Consider the following 15,985-nt stretch of genomic DNA (forward strand, 5'->3'; position numbering starts at 1 on the left):
CGCAATGGGGTCAAAAGCTGAAAAGCTCAACGGGAGCATATGTTTTCCGCTCTGCCCCCAACAACGCATAGGGCGGCCACGGCGGCATGACCGAAAAGTGCCAACAGGAGACTCATCCACCGCAGTAAGCGTTATTGTTGCCCGCCTGACACGTCAGGGCCGGAATTGGCCGCGGCACGGCAAAAAGCAAACATCACGAAAATACGTGGGGTGAGACAACTCACAGACGTGCCTCGCATTAGGCACTAACCAGACCCTTGCAAGGTTTTCGTCGGTTACAACCGGATCGAGAAAATGAAAACGATGCCGGACTGTTGAGCCGGGCAGCGGCGCTGCCCGCGCGATTACACAGTAATCGACGGCAGTCAGCTAACCAGTGCGCGAGGGATCGACGACCCTTCAGGAGTCGAGTCACCCCCGTGTTCACGCGGCATGATTTCGTCACGTCGTCCTGTCGCGCCGCAATCGGCTTTGTTGTGCGCGAATGCAGGTCCGCAGGCGATTGACTCTGTAACGCGCGTTTCACGCCGAGTTGAGTTTATTGAAGTGGAATTTAATGGGACGGCGTGCGGTCTCCCTTACATCGAGCAGCAGGTATCCGCATCGGATGCTGCAAGCAGATAGCTCGCGGTCTGGACAGCACGCTCGCCTCACGAAGCGTGATCAATTCGTCTCGTCCCACGCGGGTCTACAACCGATCCATACAGGAGAAACGAAAATGATTTCATTCAAAGCTCTTGCAGCGGCCCTGCTGCTGTTCGCGACCGCAGCGACGCCGGCATTCGCGCAAGACCGCGCCCTGTATATCAAAAATCTACACGATTCCGGGTATAATCCGAGGAACGACTTCAATCCGAACGGGACCATAAGGGCCGCCATCCAGGAGCCGGGCGCGTTCGCGTTCTATTATCCCAATCTGGACGTTCTGAACGGAGGGGCGCCAACTCCTGCGGCCAGGTTGTCTCCCGACTGGCCCGCGTTGAAGGGCGCGTGTGCGTCGGCCGGCGGCGGCATCTCTTACTGCGGCGACCGCTACGACTCATATGCTTTTGCGCCCGACGCATTCCCGCGTCATCATGCCCGCCGCCATCACCGGTCGTGACTCGACCGCGCGGTACAGCGCCATGCGCGGCCCCACGGCCGCGTGGCGCGCTATGGCGCAAGGCGGACCTCATCAGGAAGCGATGGCAATCTCCCTCTCCGATCCCGACTGCTCCCTCCAGATGACCAGGACGGCAATGAAGAGAGCCCCGTGACGACAGTGTTCACGGACAGGCCGAGCATGTTGCGTCCGGAGATGAAATCCCCAACCGCCATTCCTGCGGCGCTGATCAAAACAACCGCCAGCCAATAAAACGGCAGCAAAAGAAGCCGCCCACCGCGCCCTGCCAGCAACAACACCGCCATGATGGGCGAGAGCAGGATTGACGCTCCGGCGTCGTCGAGGCCCATGTTATGCGAGCAGAAGTCGCCGATCACGGTGCCCAACGTTCCCGAAATGAACATGCAGACCCAGTAGCCGAGGTCCGCCTGGGGTCAATCGCGTCAGTTTGACGGTGCGCCGATCACTTCCGCTCTTCCCCTATGAACAGCCATCGGCAGCATCGGTCGGCATATCTCAGAGGTGCCAGGAACAGACATGACCTCAACCATCGCGTTAACGCCGAGCGCTGACCGCCGCTGCAAAGCGTCCTAATAAACCAGGCCGGTGCCGGGCGGTTTCTCTAGCGCGGCGGCCAACGACCGATACTCCTCGCAGCCCGTCCCGCAAATCGCCGCGATCCGACTCAAATGATATTGCGCTTGATCGCGGTTGCCCTGCTCGATCTGCCACAGACCGTAATATTGCCAGGTCAGCACATGGTTCGGATCTGCTTTCAGGGCGCGCTCGTACCAGACTTGCGAAACCTTGTAGTCGCCGAGCTTGCGATAGGAGTAGCCGATCAGATTGGCGACACCTGCGTTGTCGTCATGGCCGAGCGCTTTCAGCTGCTCAATCGCGCCAGCATAATCGTTGCGGTCATAGATCGTCGCGTGGGCGGCGCGGTACCCATGAGCGAAGGCGGGGTCGTCGAAAAGGGACTGCTTGGCTTTCTTGGCCTTGGGGGCGTGAGTGGCCTTGGTGCCCGACCGCTTCGGGTATGACGAAGGCGGATAAGCGGAGCGGTGGTCCATCCCGCTATAGTTTGCCTCACCACCACCTAGATCGCTGCCCCCGGCCGCAACAACCGGAGTGACCGAGAACGCAGCGATCAGCGCAATCGAACACGTTGCCAGCGTCACAATCCTGATGATCAAGTTGGTCATAGGAACCTCCTACATGCTACGCCTTCGAACTCCCAATCCAGCCGAACGTGTTAACTCCGGTTTGCTTCAAACATTCCAGGAAAGGTATTCAGAAAAACGAGAATCTGGTGTGACAGCAATGTTGTCTTATGAGCAGGTCAATGTCCGCTGTGGGGTCAAACTTGGAAGTCGGCAGGTCCTTGGCCGAAGTCCGCTTTGCCCGCGTGTGCGGACATCGTCAGACCCGCCGGTCGGGTCCGAAAGGGGCCATGAACCGACATACGCACCGCAGCAAAACAGCATCTTCATTCGACCGTCTCATCTGCGCGGCCAAGCTGCACTAGAGATACGATGAGGTCGAGTGCCTTCGCGAGCCCATCTCGATTTCGTGTTGGTAGGACAGCTGGGTCGGTTGGTTGGATTTCGCCTTGGGGGCGAGATAGACAGTGCGCGCTGGACTATACGATCTGAGGAGACGCGACAGACGACTTCACCGCCGCGGCTATAAACTGAAGCGCCGCGGCGAGTTCGGCGCGATTGCGCGCCGCCCCGAGCGAGACACGAACGGCATGAGAGGACGTATCACCCACCGCAAATGTATCTTCGCCGACCAGAGCCATCCCGTGGCGGGCAACATGAGACAAAAAGCCGCTGCTGTTCCAGCGCCGGGGTAAGGACAGCCACAGATGATGACTATTTGGCTGCGTCGCGAAAGGCAGCCCTTTCAAGAATTTCGTGGCCAGCTTCTGCCTGCCTGCGGCTTCGTTGCGTACCGCCTGAATGATTTGGTTTGCAACGCCAGATCGAAGCCAATGCGTGACCAGCGCCACCATCAGCGGGGCCGGCATCAGCGTCGTGGCTTGAAGGTTGCTCCGCAGCGTCAATTCCGCGGCCGCGTCGGGGACCAGGAGATATGAGACTCTCAGTGCGGGAGCGATGCACTTCGACAAGCCGACAGCGAGATAAGTACGCTCGGGAATGAGGTTCGCGATTGGCGAGGCCGCCGGCTCCAGCATTCCGTAGGCGTCATCTTCGATCAGGAACGTGCCGGCCTTGCGAATGATCCCTGCAATAGCCTTTCGGCGTTCGGGGCTCAGCGTCGCCGTCGTCGGATTGTGCAGCGTGGGAGTTAGATAGACCGCTTTCGGGTTGTGCCGTTCGCATGCACGCCGTAGCGCATCCGGCTGAACCCCATCGGCGTCCATGGGAACACCGATAAGGTGGACCCGAAGCTTTTCGGCGGCGGCTTTTATTCCAGGAAAAGTGAGGGCTTCGGTGATCACCACGTCACCGGGCGCCGTGAGTGCCAGCAGCGCATTGAACAAGATGGCTTGATTCCCGGGATAGATGATCAAGCGGTCGGCGCTCGCGTTTGGCACCCGTGTACGAAGCCATTTGGCGGCCACATCGCGTTCTTCGTTGCTGCCACCGGGTCTTAAGTAGTTAAGGTAAGCACTGAAACTCGATTGATCCTGGATGGATTTGAGGCCCAGCGCGATGCGCGTGTCGAGATTCGCCTCCATTGGTTGCGGCGGGACGTTCATCGAGAGATCGACCTTGATCTGAAACGGGATATCCGCCGGCGCCCGCGCCGAAGTTTCCGAGACGAACGTGCCTCGCCCCACGCGCGCATCAAGGAGCCCGCGTCGCCGCGCCTCACCATACGCCCGCGTGACCGTTGTGAGATCGAGCTTGAGTGTTGCCGCGAGCGCTCGGTGCGTCGGCATCTGTTGACCACGGTGGAGACGGCCGCTCGCGATGTCGGTCGCCAGCGCGTCTACAATCCGCAGGTACACCGGCCCTTGCCACTCGGAGATTGTAGGGATCCACTCCATACAAATTACCACCATTGCCCTTTGATTGTAGGTGTCGTTGTGCATATTGCATGGACGCTGTCAAGGAGGGTTGGCAATGAGAGCCTCACAAGAGTCAGTTTCACTCGCACGGGCAATGTGGCGCGGCTTCCGGATGCGGTGTCCGCATTGCGGCCAAGGAACCCTGTTTGGGCGCTTCTTGAAGGTCGCGGACCATTGTCCGAAGTGCGCTGAGGAGTTGTTCCACCACTGCGCCGATGATTTTCCGGCTTACCTGGTCATCGCCGCGGTGGGCCACGTCATCGTTCCCGCCATTCTCGCCGTTGAGACGGCCTACGCGCCGGCGTTGTGGCTTCAGCTATTGATATGGCTGCCCGTCACTACACTGGCAGCACTCGCACTATTGCAGCCGACCAAAGGAGCCATCGTCGGCCTGCAATGGCAACTTGGAATGCATGGGTTCGAAACCTCGAAACTCCGGCGCCTGGTCCCAGGCTAATCCAGGGTTTCATCCGAATATCTCGCCGTGGGTTAACCGGAGGAAGGAAAACTCAGGTGGCCGCAACGGAATGCCGAACCCACGATCGTGATGCTGGCGATCGGCTTCACGGCCGACTACGGATCGGCTGATGGTTTTCATCAACTTTAGCAACATAGGATACAACTGACAGGTCTTATCCGATGGACAGTAAAGCGGACTTTCGTGCGATATTTGAGTCACTCATTGCCGACACCAAACTGGACGGCCGATATCGGACGTTCATAGAACTGGAGCGGATCGCGGGCGAGTTCCCGAGCGCCTTTTGGCACGGTCCTGACGGCCAGACCCGTCGCGTGACCGTGTGGTGCAGCAACGACTATCTGGGGATGGGCCAACACCCCGATGTGCTGACGGCCATGCACCGGGCAATTGATCGCTCCGGTGCGGGCACTGGCGGCACCAGAAACATCTCCGGTACCAATTGGCAGCATGTCCAGCTGGAGACCGAGCTTGCGGACCTGCACAGCAAAGAAGGCGCGCTGATCTTCACCTCAGGCTGGATTTCGAATCTCGCAGCCCTCGGCACGTTGGGTCGGCTGATGCCGGGTTGCGCGATATTTTCCGACGCGCTCAACCACAATTCGATGATTGAAGGCATTCGGCGGTCCGGCGCGGAGCGCTTCATCTTCCGCCACAACGACGTTACTCATCTCGATGAACTGATGAATTCGGTGGCGCCGGAGCGCCCGAAGATTGTGGCGTTCGAAAGCGTCTACAGCATGGACGGCGACATTGCGCCCATTGCGGCGATCTGTGATGTCGCCGAAAAGCACGGCGCCATCACCTATCTCGACGAGGTCCACGCGGTCGGTCTCTACGGCGCGCGCGGCGGCGGCATCGCGGAGCGCGATGGCGTGTCTCATCGGGTGACGCTCATCGAGGCTACGCTCGCCAAGGCCTTCGGGGTGATGGGCGGCTATGTCGCCGGTCCCGCGCTGCTGATCGACGTCATCCGCAGTTTCGCGGACAGCTTCATCTTCACGACCTCGCTCTGCCCGCATCTTGCCGCGGGTGCGCTCGCGGCTGTGCAGCACGTCAGAGCTCATCCTGAGCAGCGCGCGCGACAGGAGCGCAATGTCCGGCGGCTGAAGGCCATGCTCCTGGCGGCCGGCATGCCTATCCTCGACACGCCAAGTCATATTCTGCCGCTGATCATCGGTGAGGCACATCAATGCCGGCGCACGAGCGAACTGCTGCTTGCAGAGCACCGCATCTATCTCCAGCCGATCAATTACCCGACTGTGGCGCGCGGCCAGGAAAGACTGCGCATCACCCCCACGCCCTTTCACACAGATGATGACATGCAGCATCTGGTCGATGCCTTAGCGGCGGTCCGCGCGCAACTGGGCTGGTCACGCGGGGAGGAAGCGGCTTGAGACCCGGTGCTTCCCTGGCGGTCCTCCTGACTGCTTCGACTGGTTGTGCGATGACCGTGCTGGATACCAATGTCGTCGCCGTCGTCCTTCCGACGATTGCGCGCGATCTGGGTGCTTCCTTTGCCGATGTCGAGTGGGTGGTCAGCACCTATGTTCTCTGCTTCGCCGCACTGCTGCTCCCCGCGGGTTCGATCGCCGATCGTTTCGGCCGGCGGAAGGTCTTTCTCGGCGGGATCGGCTTATTTGCGTTCGCTTCACTGCTGTGCGGGCACGCGCCGAGCGCGTCGGCACTTTATTTGGCTCGCGGCGCCCAGGGAGTAGGGGCCGCGTTTCTACTCGCGCCTGCGCTCGCGATCATTGGCCATGCTTTCCACAACGAGGCCGAGCGCGCACGGGCCTGGGCGATCTGGGGCGGAATCATGGGCCTCACAATGGTGCTTGCGCCGATCATCGGTGGCGTCATCGCCTACGGGCTGGGCTGGCGCTGGGCCTTCTATGTCAACGTGCCGGTTTGCGCGCTTTTGGGCACCGCCGTCCTTCCGCTCATCCAGGAGTCGCGCGACAGCGAGGCGCGCAGCCTGGACCCCGGGGGGATTGTCCTCTTCGCGGCTTCCATGTTCGGCCTGACCTGGGGTTTGATCCACGGCCAGGCGCAGGGCTGGCTTTCGACCTCCGCCCTCGCGGGCTTTGCCGGCGGTTTCGCGGCATTCATCGGGTTTCTGGCGGCTGAGACCAACCAGGCCCGGCCGATGGTCGACCTCGCGCTCTTTCGGGTGCCCCACTTCATCGGCGCCGTGCTTGCCATGTTCGCCTATGCGGCCTCGGCGCAGGTCATGGCACAGCTTCTGCCACTCTACTTGCAGAACGGTCTCGGGTTGCCGCCGCTTGATGCCGGCTTGGCCATGTTGCCCTTCGCGATCGCCATGCTGATCCTGCCGCAGATCGGACGATGGCTCGACCGTCATCTCGCAGCCCACCAAATCCTTGCGCTCGGGCTCAGCGTTGTCTGTCTCGGCAACCTCGTCACAGCCTGGGGCGCGGCGGGCAGCTGGTGGCCGCTCCTCATTCTCGGCATGATTATCCTCGGCAGCGGTGGAGGCCTGCTGAATGGCGGCACTCAAAAGGCGATCATGGGTGTGGTGCCCCGCGAGCGGGCAGGCATGGCCTCCGGCATCAGCACGACATCGCGATTCAGCGGCATCCTTTTGGGCTTTGTGGCGCTGAGCACCATCGTGGCGATCGGCGCGCGAGCCGCAGTGACGACAAGTATCTGCTCGTCTATTGCGAGCCGTTGCGAGGCCGCTGCGGAGTTCGCCAGGCTCGTCGTCGCCGGCGACATGCCGAAGGCGGTCGCGCTGATGTCCCCAGGCTCGCCGACGATCGCCATCGAGATTGCTCATCGCGGCTATGCCACGGGCTTCGTGGTCGCGCTGCTTACCGCCGCCGTCGTCGCCGGTCTTTCCGCGGTCGTGGTCGCAATCCAAATGCGGTCGGCGAGGGGCCGGTCGTCATCGCAGACTGCGTTCGCCGTCGTAGAAGAGGGCCGCTCCGTGAGCAAACCGATCGTCAGCGCGGCCTCCGTTCGAGCAGCGCCGCTCGTCTTCGACGCAACACGAAACCCAGATGCGGCTTCCGGGGGGCATGAAAGTGAGGAATCATGTTCGGCCTGACCGCACTCGAACTCGCGCGGATCCAATTCGGATTCACGATATCAGCACACATCATCTTCCCCGCGACCACCAATTTGTTTGCTGGCCAAGCCATTCGCCGCAGCCATCTTGATCAAATGCCTCGAGGCGGCGCTCGAGGGACATCGCGGCGAAGCAAATACGTGAGATGGCGAGCGTATGGGCAGCATCGCGTATGTCGCCTGTTATGGCTCCTTCGAACGCTTCCGCGTGTGTCGGGAGCGGGTTGTCCCAAACCAAGGGCTCCCAAACCAAGGTATGTGGCGCCCCAAACCAACAAGACGTTCGGATCAACCCCCGTAGGATCGAGCTATTCGCCCTATCTGATTTAGGCTGGCGTTGGTAGCCGGAGCCGTAACGGAGCCGGCGAGTGTGAGCCAAACCAGTCAAAACGCAAAGGTTGGGACCCATATTGACGAAGTCATGGTCTTTTTTTTCGAAGCTTCGTCGTCGATGAAGAGGAGTGCTCTGTGAGCAAACCGATCGTCAGCGCGGCCTCCGTCCGAGCAGCGCCGCTCGTCTTCGACGCAACACGGACCCCGGATGCAGCTGCCGGGGGTACTGAAAGAGAAGATTCATGTTCGGCCTGACCGCACTGGAACTCGCGCGGATCCAATTCGCATTCACGATGTCATCCCACATCATCTTCCCGGCGATCACCATTGGCCTTGCGAGCTATCTCGTGGCATTGGAAGGCCTGTGGTTGTGGAAGAAGGACACCACCTATCGCGACCTCTATCATTTCTGGTCGCACATCTTCGCCGTCAACTTCGCCATGGGCGTCGTTTCAGGCATCGTCATGGCCTACCAGTTCGGCACCAACTGGAGCTATTATTCGGCCTTCGCAGGATCGATTACGGGCCCGTTGCTCAGCTACGAGGTGCTGACCGCCTTCTTCCTCGAAGCCGGATTCCTGGGCGTGATGCTGTTCGGATGGAACAGGGTCGGGCCGGGCCTGCACTTCTTCGCCACTGTTATGGTGGCTATCGGGACGCTTATTTCGGCAACCTGGATTCTCGCCTCCAATAGCTGGATGCAGACACCGCAAGGCTTCGAGATCGTCAACGGCCGTGTCGTGCCCGTCGATTGGCTGAAGGTGATCTTTAATCCTTCGTTTCCATACCGCCTCGCGCACATGACGGTAGCGGCCTATCTCTCGGTGGCGCTTTTCGTCGGGGCATCTGGCGCATGGCACCTGCTCAAACGGCGCGACACGCCGGCCGTGCGCACGATGTTGTCGATGGCCATGTGGATGATGCTAATCGTCACGCCGATACAGATCGCCATCGGTGACCAACACGGGCTCAACACTCTTGAGCATCAGCCGGCGAAAATCGCCGCGGTCGAGGGTCACTGGGAGAACCAACCCGGTGAGAGCGTGCCGCTTATCCTCTTCGGCTTGCCCGATATGAACGCCGAGACGACGCGCTATGCGCTGCAAATTCCTCATTTGGGCAGCTTGGTTCTCACCCATAGCTGGAGCAACCAGATTCGCGGCCTGAAGGACTTCGCGCCCCAGGATCGTCCGAACTCCACGATCGTTTTCTGGACCTTCCGGATCATGGTCGGGCTGGGCTTCCTCATGCTGCTGCTTGGCCTTTGGGGCGCATGGGCACGCTGGCGCCATGAGCTCTACCGGTCGAAGCTTTTTCTGCGCTTCGCGGTGCTGATGGGACCCGCAGGTCTGGTGGCGCTCCTGGCCGGATGGTTCACCACGGAGATCGGGCGCCAGCCCTGGGTGGTCTATGGCGTGATGCGGACCAAGGACGCGGTGTCGAACCACTCGGCGCTCGCCCTTTCGATGACGCTTATCGTGTTCATCGTCATGTATCTGGCCGTCTTTGGCACAGGCATCAGATACATGGTGATGCTGGTGGCGAAAGGCCCCCAGCCGTATGGCGAGCATCCACCCGAGCCGGAAGGACAAAGCGGGCGGCCGGCGCGTCCTTTGTCCGCTGTTCCCGACCCCATCGATCCGGCGATCGATTTGCCGGGCGGCACGAGGAGATAGCGATGGGCATCGATCTTCCCGTCATCTGGGCCGTGATCATCGGCTTTGGACTGATGATGTATGTGGTGATGGACGGTTTCGATCTCGGAATCGGCATCCTCTTTCCGTTCATCCGCGACCGCGGCGATCGCGACACCATGGTGAACACGGTCGCGCCGGTCTGGGACGGCAACGAGACCTGGCTGGTTCTGGGAGGAGCCACGCTGATGGGTGTCTTCCCGCTTGCTTATTCCGTGCTGCTCAGCGCGCTCTACATCCCGATCTTCTTCATGCTGGCAGGACTGATCTGGCGCGGCGTCGCTTTCGAATTCCGCTTCAAGGCGGACGAGGCGCACAGGCCGTTCTGGGACAAGGCCTTCGCCTGGGGCTCCTACATCGCGACGTTCTCGCAAGGCGTCGCGCTGGGCGCCTTCATCAACGGCTTCAGGGTGACTGGGGCCTCTTACGACGGCGGCAGTTTTGACTGGCTGAGCCCATTCAGTCTCTTCACAGGCGTCGGCCTCATCGTGGCCTATGCGCTGCTCGGTTGCACATGGCTCATCATGAAGACCGAAGGCGAACTCCAGCACCGGCTTAAAGCGTTGGCGCCTCGCGTGACTCTCGCCCTTGTAGCGGCGATCGTCATCGTGAGCGTGTGGACCCCGCTCACGCATCCGAGCATTGCGACACGGTGGTTTTCATTTCCCAACATCATCATCTTCTCGCCGGTGCCGGTGCTTGTCGTCGTGACGACTTGGGTCATGATGCGCGTGCTTCGGAACGAAACGCACGCGTCGCCGTTCCTGCTCGCGCTCCTGCTGCTGTTCCTGGGTTATACTGGTTTGGCGATCAGCCTGTGGCCGAACATCATTCCCCCGGCCATATCGATCAGGGAAGCCGCCGGGCCGCCGGAAAGCATGGGCTTTACGCTCGTCGGTGCGCTTTTTGTCATCCCCTTCATCCTCGCCTACACCGCAATGTCCTATTACGTATTCCGCGGAAAGGTGAGAGCCGGCGAGGGATATCACTGATGACCGCGCACCCATCCGCCGGCGCACAGACATGGCTTCAGAGGGTCGGCTGGCTTGTTCTGATCTGGGCGGCCAGCGTCCTGGCGCTGGGTGTTGTCGCGGGCCTTTTCAGAGTGGTGATGAATCTCGCCGGGCTGACCGTGTGAAGTTCAAAAAAACTCGCGCACATTGCCGTCGTGTCCCGGCATTGCGTCAGCGTTTAGGGAAGTATGTATGCCGGGAATGCTACCGCACTTGGGACGACGATTGAAATACCGGTGACTGAGGAGTAGATTGTACATGCAAGATGATGATCCAAGCCAGGCTGTGGTGGCGGTATCGCCACGGCCTGATGGGGGAGGGCTGCCTTCATGAAGGAGCGCCTCAAGACGATTATCCACCGGCGCGATTTGTTTCGCTTTGCGATTGCCAGTGCTGGAGCAGCGACCGCGAGCACCTTGGTGCTGGAGCCGGCGGCAGCCAAACCTGTCGATCTCAAAGATAAGCGCAGGGCGCGCTATCAGGCCAACTCCGCCGAGGTTCAGGACTTCTACCGCGTCAATCGCTATCCCGCCCGGTAAGGGAGACGTTCATGCTGATCAAAAGGTCGGAGCGTCATCGAAACCGCGGAAGCCTCGGCGGCGAACCGTTAACTGAATCAAGTGGCGATCTGGATCGACGTGGCTTCCTGAAGCGTTCCGGTCTCGCTGTCGGGGCGCTGGCGGCGCTGGGCGACCTGCCGCTCGGCGGCATCCGCAAGGCGGAAGCCGGTCCGCCTGCTCCAGCGGGCGCCACGGTTACGACGCGCAAGAATATCTGCACGCATTGCTCGGTCGGTTGTTCGGTGATTGCAAAAGTCGCGAACGGCGTATGGATCGGGCAGGAGCCTGACTACGACAGTCCGATCAATCGTGGATCACATTGCTGCAAGGGCGCTGCGGTTCGCGACGACGTGCTGAGCCAGCGCCGGCTGCGTTATCCCGTGAAGCTTGTGAACGGCAAATGGGTTCGCCTGTCCTGGGAAAAAGCGATCGATGAGATCGGCGACAAGCTGCTAGAGATTCGCGCTAAGTCGGGACCGGATTCGGTCTATTGGCTTGGCTCGGCCAAGTTCACCAACGAGGCTGCCTATCTCAACCGAAAGCTCGCGGCGTTCTGGGGGACGAACAACTCGGACCACCAGGCACGCATCTGCCACTCCACGACGGTCACCGGCGTCGCCAATACCTGGGGTTATGGCGCGATGACCAACAGTTACAATGATATCCGCAACGCCAAGACCATTTTGATCATGGGCGGCAACCCTGCGGAAGCGCATCCGGTTTCGCTCCAGCATATCCTCGAGGGGAAAGAGCTGAACCGTGCCAACATGATCGTCATCGATCCGCGCATGACACGGACCGCCGCGCACGCCACCGAGTACGTTCGCGTCCGTCCCGGCACGCACATCGCGACGATCTATGGCATGCTCTGGCACATTTTTGAGAATGGCTGGGAAGACAAGGAATTTCTCAGCCAGCGCGTCTACGGCGTGGACGAAATCCGCAAACAAGTTGCCAGGTGGACCCCTGCAGAGGTCGAGCGCGTGACGGGCTTGCCGGAAGCGCAGGTCAAGCATGTTGCGGAGGTATTCGCGAAGCAGAAGCCGGCGACATTGATCTGGGCAATGGGGCAGACCCAATTCACGACCGGTACGGCGAATGTTCGCGCGAGCTGCATTCTCTTGCTGGCGACCGGCAATGTCGGGCATGCCGGAGGCGGAGCGAATATTTTCCGCGGCCATACCAATGTGCAGGGCGCCACCGATCTCGGCCTCGATGTGACGTCATTGCCGCTCTATTACGGTCTCACCCAGGATGCCTGGCAGCACTGGTGCCGGGTTTGGGAGGTGGACTACGGTTGGATGGCGTCACGGTTCGCCAGCAAGACGCTGATGGAAGCGCCGGGTATCCCGAGTACGCGCTGGTTTGACGCGACGCTGTTGCCCAAGGATCAGGTGACGCAGCCGGACAACGTACAGGCGATGTTCATCATGGGCCATGGCGTCAACACGATCACCCGAATGCCGGAGGCGAAGCGAGGAATCGAAAAGCTTGAATTGCTGGTTGTGTGCGATCCCTATCCGACGGCGTGGTCGGTGCTCTCGGAACGCAAGAATGGCATCTATCTCTTGCCGGCCTGCACCAGCTTCGAGATGGATGGTTCGCGGACCGCCTCAAATCGCTCGCTGCAATGGGGCGAGAAGATCGTGGACCCGGTCTTTGAATCGAAGAACGACTACGACACGATGTACATGCTAGCCCGCAAGTTCGGCTTCGCTGACCGGATGTTCAAGAACATCAAGGTCCAGAACGGGGCAGTATCGGCTGAAGACATTCTTCGCGAGATCAACCGCGGCGGCTGGTCCACCGGCTATTGCGGCCAATCGCCGGAGCGGCTCAAGGCTCACATGAAGAACCAGGCCAAGTTCGACCTCGTCACCATGCGGGCGCCAAAAGACGACCCGGAGGTGGGCGGGGATTATTATGGTCTGCCATGGCCGTGCTGGGGCACGCCCGAGTTCAGGCACCCGGGGACGCCGATTCTCTACAACACTAATCTGTCGATCAAGGAAGGCGGCGGGACATTCCGCGCGCGATTTGGCGTGGAACGCGTCGTCAAGCGCAAGGTGATGGAGAACGGTCAGGAGATCGAAAGAGAACAACACGATAACCTGCTCGCCGAGGGCTCTTATTCGGTCGGTTCCGAGATCAAGGACGGATATCCGGAATTCACTCTCGCGGTGCTGAAGAAGCTGGGTTGGGACAAGGACCTCACGGCGCAGGAAATGGAGATTATCAAGCGTGTCAATTCCGCCAATCCCGATGCGGTATCCTGGTCGCTCGATCTTTCCGGTGGCATTCAGCGGGTCGCGATCGAGCATGGTTGTTCGCCTTACGGCAATGCCAAGGCGCGCATGATTGCCTGGAATTTGCCTGATCCAATTCCTGTGCACCGCGAGCCGATTTACACGCCGCGTCCGGATCTTGTTGCGGACTATCCGACTTTGCCGGACGCCCGGCAGTTCCGCGTCCCCAATATCGGTTTCACGGTACAAAAGGCCGCGGTCGACCGCGGTATTGCCAAACAATTTCCCTTGATTCTCAGTTCAGGCCGTCTGGTTGAGTTTGAAGGCGGCGGCGAGGAGACGCGTTCGAACAAATGGCTCGCCGAGTTGAAGCAGGAAATGTTTGTCGAAATCAATCCGGCGGACGCAGGCGCCCGCGGAATCAAGGATGGCGGGTGGGTCTGGGTAACCGGAGCCGAGAACAGTTCGAAAGCGCGCATGAAGGCGGTCGTGACCGAGAGGGTCGGTAAAGGAGTGACGTGGATGCCCTATCACTTTGCCGGCTGGTTCGAGGGCGCCGATCTGCGCGCCAAATATCCCGGAGGTGCCGATCCCTTCGTGCTCGGCGAGAGCGTGAACACAATGACGACCTACGGATACGATCCGGCGACCGGCATGCAGGAGCCGAAGGCGACGCTTTGTCAGATCAGGGCCGCGTAGGGGAGCAGAGCCATGGCGCGGATGAAATTCCTTTGCGACGCTGACCGCTGCATCGATTGCAATGCCTGCGTTACCGCATGCAAGAACGAGAACGAAGTGCCTTGGGGCATCAATCGCCGGCGTGTTGTCACCATCAACGATGGCAAGCCCGGCGAACGGTCGGTATCGATGGCCTGCATGCACTGCACCGACGCGCCCTGTGCCGCGGTCTGTCCGGTGAGCTGCATCTACCCGACCGACGACGGGATTGTGCTGCATTCGAAGGATTTGTGCATCGGCTGCGGCTACTGCTTCTATGCCTGCCCATTCGGCGCGCCGCAGTATCCCAAAGTCGGCAATTTCGGTTCGCGCGGAAAGATGGACAAATGCACCTATTGCGCGGGTGGCGGCGGCACGGAAGCGCCTGGTAGTGCCGCTGAGTTCGAAAAATACGGTTCCAATCGCTTCGGCGAAGGTAAGCTGCCGCTGTGCGCCGAGATGTGTTCCACCAAGTCGCTGCTTGCCGGCGACGGTGACATCATTGCCCAGATCTACAAGGAACGGGTTCTCAAACGTGGTTACGGCTCCGGCGCCTGGGGCTGGATGACCGCTTATCATGAGGATGTCGAAGTCTGACAGGAAATGCGGGGTGAACGAGCCGTCACCCGGAGTAATGTCGTCATGATTTGCTTCGCACGTACTCGTCTTCCGATCGTCGCCGCGCTGCTGTTTTTGGCAATGGTTGCGGCTCCGGCGTTTGCACAGAAGCTCGGCCCGGATGGCGCGCCGAACCCGACGGCAAGCGTCACGGCTCAACGCGACCTGCTGATGCAGGCGCCGCGCATCGAGGGGCGCATTGACATCCCGGACCGAAAGGCCAGCGTGCTGATCCAGCCGGCGGGACGGACCTGGGACTATTTCCACGAGGTGCTGCTGCACTGGGTCGCTGCGGTTGTGATCCTCGGCACCATCGTTCTGCTGGGCGCCGCCTATCTCATCATGGGTCGGATCCGGATTTCGGCGGGGCGGTCCGGGCGCACCGTGCTCCGATTTCGGGCCTTTGAGAGATTTTCGCATTGGCTCACGGCGGTGTCCTTTGTCATCCTTGCCCTCACCGGGCTCAACATAACCTTCGGCAAGATCGTGTTGTTACCCGTGACCGGCCCAGAGGCCTTCTCGGAGATTTCGCAGATCGCCAAGTATGTCCACAATTTCACCAGCTTCTCGTTTGTGGCCGGCCTCGTCCTTATCATCGCGATCTTTTTCAAGGACAACCTTCCCAGGAGGGTAGATATCGAATGGCTTAAGCGAGGTGGCGGATTCATCAAGTCGATACACGCGCCCGCCGGACGCTTCAATCTGGGCGAGAAGGCGGTCTACTGGCTTTCACTGACCGCAGGCCTGGCAGTCTCGGTTTCCGGCTTTCTGTTGCTGTTTCCGTTTTACGAAACCAACATCGCCGAGATGCAACTTGCGCAGGTGGTGCACGCCGTCGTCGCCGTGCTGTTCATTGCGTTGATCCTCGCCCACATCTACATCGGTACGCTTGGGATGGAGGGCGCATTCGAAGCGATGGGCACGGGCGAAGTGGATGTCAACTGGGCCAAGGAACATCACGACGTCTGGCTGGCCGAACAATTAGAGAGGCGGAATACCAGGCAATCCGCACCGGCGGAATAGTTCGATCGCACCAATAATTCATCTCTCAGAGTTCAGCGCCGGAAAGGCATCCGGGAAAATGCAAGACTCTCAGC

The 15,985-nt window shown here is 60.4% G+C and carries 14 protein-coding genes; 11 read left to right on the forward strand and 3 right to left on the reverse strand.

What is annotated here, in order from left to right; genetic code table 11:
- Window positions 1–718 precede the first annotated feature (718 nt).
- Window positions 719–1,102 (forward strand): hypothetical protein, encoded by a 384-nt coding sequence (locus NL528_RS14215; RefSeq protein WP_309183272.1) that lies wholly within the window; start codon window positions 719–721, stop codon window positions 1,100–1,102.
- A 50-nt stretch (window positions 1,103–1,152) separates the two neighbouring features.
- On the opposite strand, the gene NL528_RS14220 is transcribed toward NL528_RS14215, so the two are convergent.
- From NL528_RS14220 to NL528_RS14230, 3 genes are all read right to left on the reverse strand, one after another.
- The gene (locus tag NL528_RS14220; RefSeq protein WP_309183274.1) at window positions 1,153–1,506 is read right to left on the reverse strand and encodes a hypothetical protein; all 354 of its coding nucleotides are present in this window, start codon (window positions 1,504–1,506) and stop codon (window positions 1,153–1,155) included.
- Window positions 1,507–1,692: 186 nt separating this feature from the next.
- Window positions 1,693–2,307: a tetratricopeptide repeat protein gene (locus NL528_RS14225; RefSeq protein ID WP_309183275.1), complete on the reverse strand. Its 615-nt coding sequence runs from the start codon at window positions 2,305–2,307 to the stop codon at window positions 1,693–1,695.
- A gap of 437 nt (window positions 2,308–2,744) precedes the next feature.
- Window positions 2,745–4,166, reverse strand: a complete 1,422-nt coding sequence (locus NL528_RS14230; protein WP_309183277.1) for a PLP-dependent aminotransferase family protein — start codon at window positions 4,164–4,166, stop codon at window positions 2,745–2,747.
- Between the two features lie 31 nt (window positions 4,167–4,197).
- Here NL528_RS14230 and NL528_RS14235 point away from each other — a divergent pair, with 31 nt between their 5' ends.
- From NL528_RS14235 to NL528_RS14280, 10 genes are all read left to right on the forward strand, one after another.
- Window positions 4,198–4,599, forward strand: a complete 402-nt coding sequence (locus NL528_RS14235; RefSeq protein WP_309183278.1) for a DUF983 domain-containing protein — start codon at window positions 4,198–4,200, stop codon at window positions 4,597–4,599.
- A gap of 182 nt (window positions 4,600–4,781) precedes the next feature.
- A complete protein-coding gene (hemA, locus tag NL528_RS14240; protein ID WP_309183279.1) occupies window positions 4,782–6,017 on the forward strand; it encodes a 5-aminolevulinate synthase in 1,236 nt (411 codons plus the stop codon).
- Window positions 6,018–6,067: 50 nt separating this feature from the next.
- On the forward strand, window positions 6,068–7,687 hold the full coding sequence (locus NL528_RS14245) for an MFS transporter (protein WP_309183281.1): 1,620 nt from the start codon (window positions 6,068–6,070) through the stop codon (window positions 7,685–7,687).
- A 595-nt stretch (window positions 7,688–8,282) separates the two neighbouring features.
- Window positions 8,283–9,716: a cytochrome ubiquinol oxidase subunit I gene (locus NL528_RS14250; RefSeq protein WP_309183283.1), complete on the forward strand. Its 1,434-nt coding sequence runs from the start codon at window positions 8,283–8,285 to the stop codon at window positions 9,714–9,716.
- 2 nt (window positions 9,717–9,718) lie between these two features.
- Window positions 9,719–10,726: a cytochrome d ubiquinol oxidase subunit II gene (gene cydB, locus NL528_RS14255; protein ID WP_309183286.1), complete on the forward strand. Its 1,008-nt coding sequence runs from the start codon at window positions 9,719–9,721 to the stop codon at window positions 10,724–10,726.
- A complete protein-coding gene (locus NL528_RS14260; protein ID WP_309183288.1) occupies window positions 10,726–10,872 on the forward strand; it encodes a DUF2474 domain-containing protein in 147 nt (48 codons plus the stop codon). Before cydB ends, NL528_RS14260 begins: the two co-directional genes overlap by 1 nt.
- A 204-nt stretch (window positions 10,873–11,076) precedes the next feature.
- The gene (locus NL528_RS14265; protein ID WP_309183292.1) at window positions 11,077–11,286 is read left to right on the forward strand and encodes a formate dehydrogenase; all 210 of its coding nucleotides are present in this window, start codon (window positions 11,077–11,079) and stop codon (window positions 11,284–11,286) included.
- Window positions 11,287–11,297: 11 nt separating this feature from the next.
- Window positions 11,298–14,252, forward strand: coding sequence for a formate dehydrogenase subunit alpha (locus NL528_RS14270; protein WP_309183294.1), 2,955 nt, complete (start codon window positions 11,298–11,300; stop codon window positions 14,250–14,252).
- Between the two features lie 12 nt (window positions 14,253–14,264).
- Window positions 14,265–14,867 carry a formate dehydrogenase FDH3 subunit beta gene (gene fdh3B, locus NL528_RS14275; RefSeq protein WP_309183296.1) on the forward strand — a complete coding sequence of 201 codons (603 nt, stop codon included), beginning with the start codon at window positions 14,265–14,267 and terminating at the stop codon, window positions 14,865–14,867.
- Window positions 14,868–14,912: 45 nt separating this feature from the next.
- Entirely contained in the window at window positions 14,913–15,911 is a 999-nt protein-coding gene (locus NL528_RS14280) for a formate dehydrogenase subunit gamma (RefSeq protein WP_375144011.1), read from the forward strand.
- Window positions 15,912–15,985 lie beyond the last annotated feature (74 nt).

Origin of the sequence: Bradyrhizobium sp. Ash2021 (assembly GCF_031202265.1) — a bacterium.
Lineage (GTDB): Bacteria > Pseudomonadota > Alphaproteobacteria > Rhizobiales > Xanthobacteraceae > Bradyrhizobium.

Bases quoted from the DNA above. Each gene is read 5' to 3' on its own strand.
- NL528_RS14230 (WP_309183277.1), bottom strand. From the start codon at position 4,166: ATGCACAACGACACCTACAATCAAAGGGCAATGGTGGTAATTTGTATG.
- NL528_RS14250 (WP_309183283.1), top strand. From the start codon at position 8,283: ATGTTCGGCCTGACCGCACTGGAACTCGCGCGGATCCAATTCGCATTC.
- cydB (WP_309183286.1), top strand. From the start codon at position 9,719: ATGGGCATCGATCTTCCCGTCATCTGGGCCGTGATCATCGGCTTTGGA.
- NL528_RS14265 (WP_309183292.1), top strand. From the start codon at position 11,077: ATGAAGGAGCGCCTCAAGACGATTATCCACCGGCGCGATTTGTTTCGC.
- NL528_RS14220 (WP_309183274.1), bottom strand. From the start codon at position 1,506: ATGTTCATTTCGGGAACGTTGGGCACCGTGATCGGCGACTTCTGCTCG.
- NL528_RS14225 (WP_309183275.1), bottom strand. From the start codon at position 2,307: ATGACCAACTTGATCATCAGGATTGTGACGCTGGCAACGTGTTCGATT.
- hemA (WP_309183279.1), top strand. From the start codon at position 4,782: ATGGACAGTAAAGCGGACTTTCGTGCGATATTTGAGTCACTCATTGCC.
- NL528_RS14245 (WP_309183281.1), top strand. From the start codon at position 6,068: ATGACCGTGCTGGATACCAATGTCGTCGCCGTCGTCCTTCCGACGATT.
- NL528_RS14260 (WP_309183288.1), top strand. From the start codon at position 10,726: ATGACCGCGCACCCATCCGCCGGCGCACAGACATGGCTTCAGAGGGTC.
- NL528_RS14235 (WP_309183278.1), top strand. From the start codon at position 4,198: ATGAGAGCCTCACAAGAGTCAGTTTCACTCGCACGGGCAATGTGGCGC.
- NL528_RS14215 (WP_309183272.1), top strand. From the start codon at position 719: ATGATTTCATTCAAAGCTCTTGCAGCGGCCCTGCTGCTGTTCGCGACC.
- NL528_RS14280 (WP_375144011.1), top strand. From the start codon at position 14,913: ATGATTTGCTTCGCACGTACTCGTCTTCCGATCGTCGCCGCGCTGCTG.
- fdh3B (WP_309183296.1), top strand. From the start codon at position 14,265: ATGGCGCGGATGAAATTCCTTTGCGACGCTGACCGCTGCATCGATTGC.
- NL528_RS14270 (WP_309183294.1), top strand. From the start codon at position 11,298: ATGCTGATCAAAAGGTCGGAGCGTCATCGAAACCGCGGAAGCCTCGGC.